Source organism: Streptomyces sp. XY431 (assembly GCF_001279805.1).
Taxonomy (GTDB): Bacteria; Actinomycetota; Actinomycetes; order Streptomycetales; family Streptomycetaceae; genus Kitasatospora; species Kitasatospora purpeofusca.
Window position 1 is genome coordinate 1 of record NZ_LGDO01000120.1, and the last position, 12,451, is coordinate 12,451.

General features: G+C 72.6%; 9 protein-coding genes. 1 reads left to right on the plus strand and 8 read right to left on the minus strand.

The genetic code is table 11. The features are described 5' to 3' along the window. Positions 1-92 precede the first annotated feature (92 nt). The 3 genes from ADK60_RS15565 to ADK60_RS44820 form a co-directional block, all read right to left on the minus strand. The gene (locus ADK60_RS15565; RefSeq protein WP_053646568.1) at positions 93-650 is read right to left on the minus strand and encodes a hypothetical protein; all 558 of its coding nucleotides are present in this window, start codon (positions 648-650) and stop codon (positions 93-95) included. A 90-nt stretch (positions 651-740) separates the two neighbouring features. Then, positions 741-1,877: an NAD(P)/FAD-dependent oxidoreductase gene (locus ADK60_RS15570; RefSeq protein ID WP_053646570.1), complete on the minus strand. Its 1,137-nt coding sequence runs from the start codon at positions 1,875-1,877 to the stop codon at positions 741-743. A gap of 58 nt (positions 1,878-1,935) precedes the next feature. Further along, a complete protein-coding gene (locus ADK60_RS44820; protein WP_107084145.1) occupies positions 1,936-2,814 on the minus strand; it encodes a radical SAM/SPASM domain-containing protein in 879 nt (292 codons plus the stop codon). On the opposite strand from ADK60_RS44820, the gene ADK60_RS15580 reads away from it, so the two are divergent. Next, positions 2,813-3,595, plus strand: coding sequence for a thioesterase domain-containing protein (locus ADK60_RS15580; RefSeq protein WP_053646572.1), 783 nt, complete (start codon positions 2,813-2,815; stop codon positions 3,593-3,595). The genes ADK60_RS44820 and ADK60_RS15580 overlap by 2 nt on opposite strands. 68 nt (positions 3,596-3,663) lie before the next feature. On the opposite strand, the gene ADK60_RS15585 is transcribed toward ADK60_RS15580, so the two are convergent. The 5 genes from ADK60_RS15585 to ADK60_RS15605 all read right to left on the minus strand — a co-directional run. After that, a complete protein-coding gene (locus ADK60_RS15585; protein ID WP_079008394.1) occupies positions 3,664-4,455 on the minus strand; it encodes an ABC transporter permease in 792 nt (263 codons plus the stop codon). Next, positions 4,452-5,225 (minus strand): ABC transporter permease, encoded by a 774-nt coding sequence (locus ADK60_RS15590; protein WP_045939319.1) that lies wholly within the window; start codon positions 5,223-5,225, stop codon positions 4,452-4,454. The genes ADK60_RS15585 and ADK60_RS15590 overlap by 4 nt, the downstream gene beginning before the upstream one ends. Next, complete coding sequence (locus ADK60_RS15595) at positions 5,222-6,190, minus strand: ABC transporter ATP-binding protein (RefSeq protein WP_045939318.1); 969 nt, start codon at positions 6,188-6,190, stop codon at positions 5,222-5,224. Before ADK60_RS15595 ends, ADK60_RS15590 begins: the two co-directional genes overlap by 4 nt. 36 nt (positions 6,191-6,226) lie before the next feature. Next, positions 6,227-9,364 (minus strand): non-ribosomal peptide synthetase, encoded by a 3,138-nt coding sequence (locus tag ADK60_RS15600; RefSeq protein WP_079008395.1) that lies wholly within the window; start codon positions 9,362-9,364, stop codon positions 6,227-6,229. A gap of 930 nt (positions 9,365-10,294) precedes the next feature. Continuing rightward, the coding region (locus ADK60_RS15605; RefSeq protein ID WP_053646577.1) for a collagenase at positions 10,295-12,451 on the minus strand (2,157 nt) is incomplete at its 5' end.

Genomic DNA, 12,451 nt, shown 5'->3' on the forward strand with positions numbered 1-12,451 from the left:
GGTCAGACCCACCGGCAACATCACCACGAACATCATCACTGTCAGTCGATGGGTCAGACCCACCGGCAACATCACCACGAACATCATCACTGTCAGTCGGACTCGCGCATGTCCAGCACATGGGCGACCGGACCGGTGGGCCGGTCCGGCTCGGTCAGCACCAGGCTCTGGAAGAACAGCCAGGACAGCGTGACCGGTAGCTCCCGGGGGAACAGCCCGGTGCTCCGGAACAGCGTGCGCGGCGGCCGGTCGGCCAGCCAGTCGGGCAGGAACAGGCGCTTGCGGTCCGGCCGGTACACGCTCGCGGCCAGGCCGGGCACGACCACCAGCGTCAACCGGTCCACCCCACCGTCGTGCAACGAGGCGGCGTACAGCAGCAGGTCCTCGCGAAGCGCGGCGGCGAGGGCGGAGCAGTCGACAGCGGCCGGCTCCGGCTCCCGCTCCGGCTCCCGCTCCGCCACCGGGTGCTCCCCGGCGGTGGTGCCGGAGACCCAGCCCCGGCGGGCCTCGGCGAGCACGGCCGGCGGGACGGCGACATGGCGCCGGACGGCCCAGGCCTCGACATCGGCGAGGCGGGCCGAGGTCCAGGCCCGCAGCGCCTCGGCCTCGCCCGGCTCCAGCGTGCCCGGCTCCACGGTGAAAGTGTTCATCAGCTCTCCAGCTCTCCAGCTCTCCGGAACGGTCGTTCCCCCCGCGCGGCCGGTCCGCGCCGGGCCGGCGGGGGGTGGGACGGGCCGGGGTCAGTACTTGGTGGCGAAGCGGGTGTGCGGGCGCAGCGTGCGGCCGTGCCGGTAGCGGGAGAGGTCCGCCCCGGGGTGCTCGCCGTCGATCAGCCGCGTCACCAGGCGCCCGGTGATCGGCGCCAGCAGGACGCCGTTGCGGTGGTGGCCGGTCGCGACCACCACCCTGCCGTCGCCGGGCCGGTCGATGATCGGCAGCTCGTCCGAGGTCATCGGGCGGAAGCCGCTCCACATCTCCTCGACGGGCCAGTCCGCGGCCTCCGGCAGTACGGTGCACAGCCGGCTCAGGATGGCGGCGACCACCCCGGCGGTGTTGTCGGCCTCGGGCCGCAGGTACTCCTCGCTGGTGCCCACCACGTACTGGCCGGGCGAGCGCTCCACGATCGAGCCGCAGCCGCCGCTGGGCATGAAGACCACGCTGTTCAGCAGTCCGGGCGGGCCGCTGAGGCGCAGCATCTGGCCCTTCACCGGGCAGACCGGGAGGGAGAGGCCGAACAGCTCGCCGACCTGGCCGCTCCAGGAGCCGGCGGCCACCACCACGCGTTCGGCGCCCACCGTGCCCGCGGCGGTGACCAGCCGCAGCGCCTCGCCCTCGTCCTCGACACCGGTGAGGTCGCCGGGCACCCGGTGGACGCCCAGCCGGTCGGCGGTCCGTTCCAGGGCGGACAGCAGCGCGCGCGGGTTGACCACCGCCTCGCCGTGGATCCGGATCGCGCCGTGGTGGGCCCGCGGGGTCAGCGCGGGTTCGAGCGTGCAGAGGTCCCGCGGCCCGACCCACTCGCAGTCCACGCCGGCCGCGGTCATCCACTCGATCCGCGGCCGCAGGCTCTCCGTCCGCTCGGCCAGGTCGACCAGGGTGAAGTCGGTGGACCGGTACCCCACCTCCGCCGCGGTGAGGCCGAACTCCCCCAGGAACTCCGGGTAGCGGGCCAGGCCGTCGCGCAGGAGGTCCAGGAACTCCGAGGGCATCCAGGGGTCGTACTCGCAGGCGGGGGTGAGCATGCCCGCGGCCGCGGTGGAGGCCCGGCCGTCCGTGGGGCCGCCCAGGAGGGCGACGGTGCGGCCGGCCCGGCGGAGCTCGACGGCCGAGCACAGGCCGATCAGGCCGTTGCCCACGACCGCCACGTCTACCTTCATCTGACCAATCATCAAAAGCTCGCTTCTCGCGTCGGGCTGGTCCGGGGACGGCCGGGGATCACGGGGAGACGCCGGCCACCGGGTAGTTCCGGTTGTCGCAGCCGCGGCACAGGTCGTTGGACTCGCGGTCGCCCGCCTCCAGGGCCCGGCGCAGGGAGACGAGCCGCTCGTCGGCCCAGATGTCGTCCAGCGGGCGGGTCATGATGTTGCCGACGACGGTCTTGCGCCAGGCGTCCTCGGTGCACATGACGACATCGCCGGTCACGGTGACCACGAGCATCTCGGTCGGCGCGAAGCAGGGCAGGTCCACGGCGCTGGAGATCTCGTAGACGGCTCCGGCGCGGTTGGAGAGCTCCAGGTCGGTCGGCATCTGCACGACCTGCTTGTCCCGCTCGGGGACCGGCACGAAGTCGTGCCGGGTGACGATCAGCTCGTCGATGCCGGCCGCGATCAGGCTCTCGTAGCGCTCGTCGGTGAGGTAGTCGCCGTTGGTGAAGAGGATCTGCCGGCTCTGCGGGAGCCGCGCCCTCGCGTCGGCGATCAGGACCTCCAGGTCCTTGCGCAGCAGCGGCTCGTTGTAGAAGTGGTGGGATATCCGGCCGGTGAACCCGATGCGGACCAGCTCGTCCATCAGCTTGTCCCACACCTCGCGCTCCATGAAATGCGGCACGGGCGGGTTCGGGAGAATCGAGACGGGACAGTAACCGCACCGCCGATTGCACCTGCTGTTGACCTCGATCTCCACCACGAGCGGCAGTGCGACGGTCGGCGACGAAACTTCGAGAACGTCTTTCACGAATCCTCCGGAATTGATTGCTGATGCGGTCGGGAAGTTGACCGGGTCGACCCCGATGAAGCACTGTGGAAGCACAGTCCTTTTGTCATTGGGGAAATTAATGCATGAAACCACGGAAGCCGGTGGAATCGGGCCCGGCATGATTTGGGCACTGGACTTCGGGGGGCCCGGGGGCGAGGAGAGCTTCCGCCCCTTCGCCCGGCGCGGGCTGCCCGGGCTGGAGCTGAAGCGGCTCCGCCCGCCGGGGCTCGACGGCCGCCCGCTGCCCGCGCTGGACACCGACGCCTTCGTCGAGCACTACCTGGGCGGGGCCGACCCCGCGGCCGACCGGCCGCGGATGATCTTCGGGTACTGCGTCGGGGGCGTCTTCGCCCTCGCCCTCGCCGAACGGCTGCGCCGGCTCGGCAGCCCGGTCGAGCGGGTGGTGCTGTTCGACACCGTACCCGCCCGCTCGGAGCACGTCGGCTACGAGTTCGAGCGGACCCTGCGGGACCTCGGCTGGCGCGAGGACGCGCCGCTCGGCGTCGACGTCCCCGCCGAACGGGCGGCCGCCGTCCCCGTGCTGGCCCGCGACCTCGATGCCGGACTGGTGCTGCTGGAAGCGGCGGTGCGCCGCTTCGTCGAGGCCTTCCTGGGTGCGCGCGGCGCGGCCGGACCGGTCCGGGACCGACTGGCCGGGACCCTGGTGGCGCGCTGCGGGTCCTGGCTGCGGTTCGTCGCCGCCTCCACCGTGCACCGGCCGCTGGAGTTCGCGGCGCCGGTGCAGTGCCTGGTCTCCGCGCAGCTGCGGGAGCGGGCCGAGGAGTACTGGGCGCCGCTGCCGGTGGCTGTCCGGTCGGTGGACTGCTCGCACAGCGAGCTGCTCGCCTCCCAGGAGTGCCACGACCTCCTGCTGGAGACCCTGGCCGTCCCGGCCTCCTGAGGCCGGCCCCGGCCGTCGCTCCTCGGTCGGCCGTCGCTCCTCGGCCGCGCGGCCGAGGAGCGACCCCCTCACGAGGTGTAGTTGAGCGAGCCGTCGCGCCGGCCCCGGCTCGCCAGCCGCTCGAAGGACAGCATCGAGAGCGAGCCCCACACCACCGCGACCAGCAGTTCGAGCAGGGCCTGCCCGCCCGCAGTGGCCAGCGGACCGCCGCCGGTGAGCGTCCGGACCGCGGCGAGGCCGTGGGTGAGCGGCAGCAGCTGGGCGGCCCACTCGATCGGCGCCGGCCAGAAGTCGACCGGGACGTTCACACCGCCGAAGGTCATCAGCACCAGGTAGCCCAGGTTCAGGAACAGCCAGCGGTACTTGAAGTAGCGCAGCGCGCCGGAGGCCAGCACCGTCCCGTACAGGTAGGAGCTGATCCCGACCAGGATCAGGCAGAACGGCACCAGCAGGGTGGCCGGCCAGGCCCAGTCCGGGCGGAAGATCACCCCGACCAGGACCAGCACCACGCTGGAGCTGCCCAGTCCGGCCACGATCCAGTGCAGTCCGCGGCCGAGGTAGACCTGTCCCATGCCGGTCGGCGAGGCGATCAGCATGGCGTAGGTGCCCTGGTAGCGCTCCAGCGCCGCGGACGTGATGACCAGTGTCGATTCGAGCGCGATGACCGAGACGACGTTGCCCAGCAGGATGTAGTCCGTGGTGGCGCGGGAGCCGGCCAGCTCGCCGATCAGGGCGAAGAACACCACCTGGCTGGCCAGTCGGAGCACCCAGCCGAACAGCCAGGTGCGCAGCCGGTACATGGTGCGCAGCTCCGCGAAGCCGACCACCGCGGCGTTGGCGATCACACGATGCAGGTTCATGCCTTGCTCACCGAGCCTGTCCGGCGGGCACGGTCGGCGGCCTTGCCGATCAGCACCACGCCAAGTCCGAGGGCCACCGCGCCCAGCCCGACGAGGGCTCCCAGCCGCGGCAGCAGGTTGTCCACCTGGTCCTGGCCCGCGCAGTCCCGGAGCAGGTCGGCGGCCCAGGAGAGGAAGACCAGCCGACCGGCCGGCTGGATCCAGCCCGGCAGCATCGAGAGCGGGAAGACCAGTCCGCCGAGGATGTAGAAGGGGTAGCTCAGCGCGTTCTGGAAGATCATGGTGTCCCGGCTCAGGACGAACAGGGCGGCCAGCATGGTCGCCGTGCAGGCCGTCGCGAGCAGGGTGAGGACCAGGACCAGGACCGCCAGCGCGGGGTGGCGCATCGGCAGTTCCACGTCGAAGCCCAGGTAGGCCACGAGCCACGACTCGACCAGGGTGAACGACCCGATCGCCATGACCGGCAGGATGCGCCCGCAGACCACCAGCGCGAAGGCGCGCGGCGCGGCGAGCACCAGGTCCAGGGTCGACATCCAGCGCTCGTTCTGGATCACGCCGCCGGCCACGTCGATGGCCACGAACCAGATGCCGACCAGACCGGTGCCGAGGATCGCGTTGGCGATCAGGTCGGGCCGCTCGGCCTGCTGGACGATCGACAGGAAGATGATCGAGAAGATGGGTGCCGTGATCACGATCAGCATGTGCTCGGGCGCCCGCATGCTGGTGTTCCACTGCACCTTGGCGGCGGCGCCGACGACTCGCAGGCTCATACGGTCAGCCCCCGCTCGCCCACCAGGTGGACATAGACCTCCTCCAGGCTCGGCCGGCCGGTCTGGACCGAGGTGACCCCCTGGTCGAGCAGCCAGCCGAGGACCACGGCCACGTCCTCCGCGGTGTGCACGTGCACCCGGTGGACGCCGGTCTCCTCCAGGGTGTCGATCCGGTCGACGGCCGGCAGCACCGACAGCGCCTCCCGCACCGCGGCCTGTTCCGGCGTCAGGGTGACGTCGATCCGGTCGTGCCGGCCGAGCATCTGGCCGATCGTCGCGGTGGGCTCGGTGACCAGGATCCGCCCCCGGTCGACCAGGGTGACCCGGTCGCAGAGGATCTCCGCCTCGCTCATGTCGTGGGTGGTGATCAGGATCGTCCGGCCCTCCGCCCGCAGCTCGTTCACCAGCTGGCGGAAGTCCCTGGTCGCGATCGGGTCCATGCCCATGGTCGGCTCGTCCAGGAACAGCACCGACGGGTCGCCGATCAGACCGCGCGCCAGGTGCAGGCGCTGGCGCATGCCGCGGGAGAAGCCCTCGACCGGCTCGTCGGCGCGGTCGGCGAGGCCGACCCGCTCCAGCAGCTCGGCGGCCCGGCGCTTCACCTGGTCGGGCTCGACCCGGTACATGGTGGCCCAGAAGACCAGGTTCTGCCGGGCGGAGATGCGGTCGTACAGGCCGTGGTCACCGCCGAAGACGATGCCGATCCGGCGGCGGACCTCCCGGACCTGGGTGACGACGTCCAGGCCGTCCACCCGGGCCTCGCCGGAGGTCGGCAGCAGCATGGTGCTGAGAATCTTCACCAGCGTGGTCTTTCCGGCGCCGTTCGGGCCGAGAATTCCGTGGGTCTCGCCCTTCGCCACCGAAAGGGAGACGCCGGCCAGCGCGACCGTCTCGCTGCCCGCGCCCTTGTCCTTCCTTTTCGCCTTCTTCGCGAAGGTGCGCCTGACGTCCTTTACCTCGATCACTGAGGGGTGTCCTTTCGTTCCAAGTCGGTTCCGCGGTCAGGCGGTGGCCCGGTAAGCGGAAAGCGCCTCGGCCAGCTCGTTCGGGGTCGCCGCCTCGAATATCACGTCGAGGGGGAGTTCCACGTCGAAGGTGTCGCGGATGTCGAGAATCAGCATGGCGGCGGTGAGGGAGTTCCCGCCGTTGAGGAAGAAATTGGAGGCGGCGTCGAGCCGGTCGTCGCCGAGCACCTCGCGCCACAGCCGGACCAGTTCGTCCACCGGGCCGGCCCCGTCGGCCCCGGCGGCGGACTCCGCGCCGGCGCCCGACTCCGCGCCGTCGGCGGGGGCGCCGCCCGGGGCGGGCGGCACGGCCCGGTGGGCCACGGTGGCCAGGGCCTTGTGGTCGACCTTGCCGTTGGCGGTCTCCGGGAACTCCTCCACGACCGAGATCCGGCCGGGGAGCGCGTACGGGGGGAGGTTCTCGCGGGCGAACGCCCAGATCCGGTCCGCGATCCCCTGCGGGTCGGCGGTCCTGACGTAGACGGCGATCAGGCCGTCCGCGCTCGGGTCGCCGTCCAGGACCGCGGCCGCGGCCTCCACCCCGGGCAGCGCCTCCACCACCGCCTCGACCTCGCCGAGTTCGATCCGGTGCCCGCGCAGCTTGATCTGGCGATCGGTGCGGCCGAGCAGCACCAGGCTGCCGTCCCGCTCCCGGCGCGCGAGGTCACCGGTCCGGTACATCCGGCCGTCGACGGGGTGCCGGACGAAGCGCTCGGCCGTCAGCTCCGGCCGGTCCAGGTAGCCGGTGGCGACCTGCGCGCCGCCGAGCCAGAGCTCGCCGGCGCAGCCGAGCGGCAGCTCCTCGCCGTGCGCGTCGGCGACCCGGGCGACGGTGTTCGCCAGCGGCGTGCCGATGGAGACCGTGCCGCCGTCGGTGTCGCCGACCTCCGCCACGGTCGCCCAGATCGTCACCTCGGTCGGGCCGTAGGCGTTCAGCACCCGGCCGCCGCGGGCCGTCAACTCCCGTGCAAGCGCGGCGGGAAGCGGCTCACCGCCGCTGATCAGCACCCGCCCGGCGAGCCGGTCCCCGGCCAGTGGCAGGATCCGGCGCCAGGCCGTCGGGGTCGCCTGGACCACGCCGACGGCGTGCTCCTCGACGAGGGCGAGCAGTGCCTCGGGGTCGTGCTGCGCCCGCGGCGGGGCCACCACGACCCGGCCGCCGGAGGCGAGCGGGACGAACACCTCCAGCGCCGAGATGTCGAAGGTGAAGGTGGTCGACCACAGCGCCGTCGCGCCCGGCCCCAGCACCCGCCCGGCGAAGTCCCGCACCAGGTTGGCCAGGTTGGCGTGCGACACCTCGACGGCCTTGGGCCGCCCGGTCGAGCCGGAGGTGAAGATCAGGTAGCAGCGGTCGGCGGGGGCGCAGGGCTCCGGCAGGTCGGTGCGGTCGGCCCGGTCCGCGCCGTCCTCCGGCCGCAGCACCCGGCAGTCCGGGGGGACCGGCAGGTCGGTCCCGCCCGGTTCGGCCAGCAGCACGCGGGGGGCGGCCTCCCGCAGCTGGCCCTCCAGCCGGGCGGCGGGCTGCGCCGGGTCCACCGGCAGGTAGGCGGCCCCGAGCGACCAGCAGGCCAGCACGGCCGCGGCGAGCCGGGCGCCGCGCGGGAGCGCGAGGGCGACCACGTCGCCGGCCCGCACCCCGGCTCCGGCGAGGAGTTCGCGCAGACCGGTGGCCCAGGAGCCGAGTTCGGCGTAGCGCACCTGCTCCGCCCCGTCCTGGACCGCCACCGCCTCCGGCGTCAGGGCGATCTGCCGCAGCACCGCGCCGAGCACGGTGTCGGGGCCGCTGTCGGTACGGGCCGTGTCGTTGGCGGCGGCGACGGCCCCGAGCTCCCACGCGGGGGCGATCGGGAGCCGGTCCAGCGGCGCCAGGACGTCGGCGGCGGCCGCGACCAGGAGGCGTTCGTAGCGCTCCAGCAGCGCCCGCGCGCCGGCCTCGGTGTGGGCCTGGCGGCGGAACACCAGGGTGGTGCCGAAGCCCTCCGCCCCGGCCCGCACCGTCAGTTCCAGGTCGAGCCTGCTGAGCCCGGTCCTGACCTCGATCGGGACGATCGGAAGGCCACCGACGGTCCGCTCGGAGGACACCGTCGGAAGGAAGCTGAACATGTGCCGGAAGAGCGGCGCGGACCAGTCGGAGTGGGTGAGCCCGAGCTCGGGCAGGATCCATTCGGAGGAGGCGCCGGAGTGCCGCAGGCCGGTGAGGAAGGCGTCCCGGGTGCGGGTGGCCAGGTGGCCGAAGCCCAGCTCCGGCTCGATCCCGATCCGCACCGGCAGGGTGTTGACGTGGAAGCCGACCGCGCGGTCCCGGGCCGGGCCGCGCCGGCTGTCGGTGGGCACCCCGACCACCAGGTCGGCGGCGGCGCCGTGGCGGTGGAGCAGCAGGTAGTAGGCGGCCAGCAGGACGGTGCTGTCGGGGGCGCGCAGGGTCCGCCCGAGGGTGCGGACGGCGGCGACGGCCTCGGGGCCGAGGGTGTGGTCCACCCGGCCGCCGGCGAAGAGCTCGGCGTCGGGATCGCCGGCGGTCGTCAGCCGCATGCCGGCCGGGTCCACCGCGCGCAGCCGGTCGAGCCAGTGGTCGAGGTCGGCCCGCTCGGGCTCCGGGTCGGTGAACCGGGGGCTCTCCCCGGGCGGCTCCGCCGCGTCGCCGCCGGGCGTCGTGAAACGGTCGTAGAGGTCGGTGAGTTCGGACAGCAGGATGCCGGCCGAAACGCCGTCGAAAACGATGTGGTGGGCGACCAGGCAGACCACCGAGAAACCGCTCGGCGATCGGCCGTGGCCGACCCGCAGGAGAGGTCCGCGGGTGAGGTCGAAAGCCTCGGTCGCGAATTCCGCCAGGACCTGGTCGAGGGTGTCCTCGTCGAAGGCCAGGGGTGTCGCTCCGACCGTGGTGCGGCCGGGCGGCGACTCCGATCGCCGCAGCTCACCGGCCTCCTCGAAGAAGACGGTGCGCAGCGCGGCATGACGCGCGATCAGTGCCTCGACGGCCTCCCGCAACGCCTTCGGATCGAGTGCTCCGGGCACTCGGAAAGCGACCGGGATGTTCGAACCGGATCGTCCGGAAGTCAGTCGGTGGAGCAGCCACTGGGCATGCTCCTTGCGGTTCGCCCCGGTTTCCGCAGGACCGGAGTCGTCTCTCATCAAACCCACCCGTTACCCCACATTGTCTTGCCCGGGGACATAGGGAATCCCCGTAGTTCTGTCGACCCTGAGGGTGTGGAAAATCCCGGCGGTCGACGGACCGACAGGTGTGCCCCCCCTGCGAACTCACAGCATTCACCGACGGTCCCGGGTACGGCGCCGGTCGGCGCGCAGGACTTCCCCGTAATCCCCGATGTCGCTGGCGCCGAAAATGTGCCCCCTTCGGCGCGATCCCCGTGGCCGGTCCGGTGGAGCCCTGCGCGGGTCCCACCTGACCGATGCACCTCAAGATCGATCGTCACCATACACGCCGTCCGGCGAAGCCGCTAGAGCCGATTCGGGGGCCGCTCCCGGTCGTCGAAGGGGCTCCCACCTGCGGGGGGTCCGGGTCGGGCCGTGCACAGAGGAAGGCTGCCCGGCCGCCTCCCGGCGGGGTCGCCGGGGTCGGTGGCCCGCCGTCGCCGGGCGCCGCGGGGCCGCCCGCCGCCTGCGGTCGGGGACGCCGAGCCGCCCGCGGCCGGGGGCGGCGGCAGGGCTTCTGCGGCGGGCCGGTGCGGAGTTTGTGGGAATCCTGTATTGCCCGCCCGAATTTCCCGCCGACGGTCCTGGGAAATCGGCAACTCGGCCCGGGAACCGGCCCGTTCCGGGGAAACGGCGCTTACCGGCGGGCAACGGCCGCCCGGTTCGGTCGCCTGGTTCGGCCGCCGGGCTCGGTCGCTGGGCTCGGTCGCTGGGTTCGGCCGCGACCGGTCGGCGCGCGGCGGCCGACGGGGACGCCGAACGGGACGCCCTCCGGGAACGCCGAACGGCCCCGGACGGTGGTCCGGGGCCGTTCGGGGCGTGCAGGGCGTGGCGGGGCACAGCGGGGCACGGCGGGGTGCGGCGGGGCGGGCCGGTCGGGCACCGCCCCGCCCGTGCGGGGGAGAGGTGCTACCGGCGCAGCGGGCCCTCACAGGTGTAGTCGGCGCTGCCGGCGCGGCCGGTGGGCCAGACCTCGACCTGGCCGAACCAGCAGTTCATGTCGGCGAGGTTGTTGGCGGCGGCGCCGCCGCGGGTGAGCAGGTAGTAGTCGACGGTGGCGGCCATGTCCGCGCGGACCTTGCCGGCGTCGAGGGTGTTGGTGAGGTTGGCGGTCATCCGGCCGGTGCAGGTGAACCGCATGGTGTTGTTCCAGTCGGCGTTGTCCTTGCAGACCGGGGTGTTCTGGGTGGCGCGGGCGAAGGCGTCCTGGACCTCGGAGGCCCAGGCGTAGGTGAGCCGGCTGTTCGGCGTGTAGGTGGTGACCGGCACGTAGAGGTTGTCGGCGAGCGGGATCTCGGCGTCCAGGAAGGCGTTGTACTCGCGCTGGAGGGCGGCGTCCCGGCCGAGGCGGTCGCGCCAGGCGTTGTAGCCGGTGACGTCGTCGGCGCGCAGCAGCCGGTACATCTCGGCGAGCTGGTCGGGGTGGCGCTCGCCGAGCAGGTTGAAGAAGGTGGCCGCGTAGGGGTAGACGCGGAAGCCGAGGCTCTCCCAGCTGGCGTGCAGGATCTGATCGATCGTCAGGCGCGGTGTGCCGGAGGCACCTTCCTGGGCGATCTGGCGGACCATGTACTTGCGGGCCTTGACGCCGTCCTTGGAGGTGGAGCCGGCGAAGTACTCGGCGGTGCCCTCGTTCATCGCGAAGGTGGCGGAGCCGGGCCAGCGGGTGGTGTAGCCGGACTCCGGGATCGCCCAACGGGCGTTCAGGTAGTGGGTGTACTCGTGCCGGAAGAGCTCCTCCAGGCTGAAGTACGACTCGGCGGTGGTCCGCTGGTAGGTGTAGAAGGTGGAGTTCTCCTCGATGAACATGCCGCCGTTCTCGACGTCGCCGATCCCGAACAGCAGGTACTGGAGCGAGCGGTAGTTCGTCTTGGTGTCGTACAGCTGCACCGTGAGGGTGGGGTGGGTGTCGTCGGCGAGCGGCCGGTCGGTGCCGACGACCCGGAAGAACTGGGCCTTGACCTGCTTGGTGGCGTAGTACAGCTGGTCGGCGGTGGCCCGGTCGAGGGCGGTGCGGATGACCAGGGTGCCGTTGTCGTAGGTGTAGGTGTTCGGGAAGAACTGCTGGACCAGCTCGGCCCGGCAGGCCCCGTACTGGCCGCAGAGGCCGAACTCGTTGAGCGGGACGGCCAGGTTGAGCCAAGGGCGGCTGAGGCGGCCGAAGTTGTTCTGGACGGTGGTGACCACGCCGCCGATCTCGGCCTTGATCCCGTCCTTGAGCGAGTCCACCAGGGTGTACCGGGCGTACTCGTTCATGGCGTCGCCGACGGCCCACTCGGTGTCGGTGCCCTTGAGGTGGGCGTAGCCGGAGAAGGCGCGGATCGCCTGTCGGTAGCCCGGGTTGGCGACGGCCGCGGCGCGGAAGGCGCCGCCGTCCTCGACGACGTTGTTGACGCCCTGGAAGTTGAGCTGGAGCGCGGCCTGGAGGGCCCAGTTCCAGCCCCGGTCGCCGATGTACGCCGTGCCGGGGGTGGCGTACTGGCGCAGCACCCGCTCCAGGAGCGGCAGTCGGCCGGGGCGCAGCTTGGGGGCGGTGGAGGTCTGGATCAGCTCGCCCATGGTGTAGCCGGCGGCGCTGGTCTGGTCGAACGCGCGGGGGTTGGCGGTGTAGGCGGTGATCGCGCGGTCGATCGCGGCCGCGGTGGCGTCGTCGTTGAGGTCGAACTCGCGGTGGCCGTAGTCGAAGTAGACCGCGACGTGCAGGTAGTACCAGAGTTCCTGCTGGTTGCGGTTGTTGGCGCTGTCGAAGCCGGGGGAGAGGGCGGTGATCCGGTCGGCGACGGCGCGCACGTGGGCCGGGGTCAGCACCTTGGCGAGCTCGGGGCTCCAGTCGACCAGCAGCGGGCGCAGACAGCCCTCGTAGCTGTGCGAGCGGTCGGCGAGGAAGTCGGCCAGGGCGGCCGGGGAGAGGGCGGTGAAGGAGGCGAGCGAGCAGGCCGCGGCGGCGTCGGCGGCGGTCGGGGCGGCCTGGGCGGCGGGGGTGGACGGGTCGGCGGCCGGCCGGGTGGCGTCCGTGGTGGGCTGGAGCGCTTCGTTGCCCGGCGCTCCCTCGGGGCCGGGGGCGCCGGC